This is a genomic window from Actinomadura soli, from assembly GCF_005889715.1.
GTDB lineage: Bacteria > Actinomycetota > Actinomycetes > Streptosporangiales > Streptosporangiaceae > Spirillospora > Spirillospora soli.
In genome coordinates, this window is record NZ_VCKW01000600.1 from 1 (window position 1) to 805 (window position 805).

The following is an 805-nucleotide window of genomic DNA, read 5'->3' on the forward strand; positions in this document are numbered from 1 at the left end:
CACCGACCGCACCGCGTTCTCCGGCCGGCGCCTGGCCGGTTCCGCCGTCATCGCGCTGCTGGCGTTCGGGTACTCGGTGTGGGCGATCGCCGGGTCCGGCTACGAGGTCGTCTACAAGGGCACCCTGCTGATCTTCGCCGGAATGCCCGTCTACGCCTGGCTGAAGTACCGCGACCAGCGCGGCACCCTCAAGCCCGTCCAGGCCGACAGGCCCGAACTGCCCGCCCAAGCCGCCTGAAGGGACCAACCCGTGTTCACCGTCTCCTCCGAGGTCGGGCGGCTGCGGCAGGTGCTGCTGCACCGCCCCGACCTGGAACTGCTCCGCCTCACCCCGGCCAACAAGGACGACCTGCTGTTCGACGAGGTGCTGTGGGCCAGACGCGCCCGCCAGGAACACGACGTGTTCGCCGACACCCTGCGCGAACGCGGCGTCCAGGTGCACTACCTCGCCGACCTGCTCGCCGAGACCCTCAAACTCGACGACGGCCGCGCCCGGATCCTCGACCACACCGCGTCCAATATCGCGCTCGGGCCGACACTGGCCGCACCCGTCCGGGCCGCGCTGGACGACTTCGACCCCGCCACGCTCGCCCGCCACCTGATCGGCGGGATCACCAAGGCCGAACTCGGCCTGCCCGCGCACAGCCTGCTGCTGTCGTCCCTGGACGACGGCGACTTCGTGCTGCCGCCGCTGCCCAACCACCTGTTCACCCGCGACCCGTCCGCCTGGATCGGCCACGGGATCACCCTGCACCCGATGGCCAAACCGGCCCGGCGCCGCGAGACCGCCCATCTGGACGCCATC

Annotated in this window: 1 protein-coding gene and 1 pseudogene; both read left to right on the forward strand. The window is 71.3% G+C overall.

Annotated features, from left to right (window positions below):
* Positions 1-238: pseudogene (locus ETD83_RS43410) on the forward strand (hypothetical protein); the annotation flags it as partial.
* A gap of 12 nt (positions 239-250) precedes the next feature.
* A partial coding sequence (locus tag ETD83_RS42085; protein ID WP_230421554.1) for an arginine deiminase family protein occupies positions 251-805 on the forward strand: 555 nt, incomplete at its 3' end.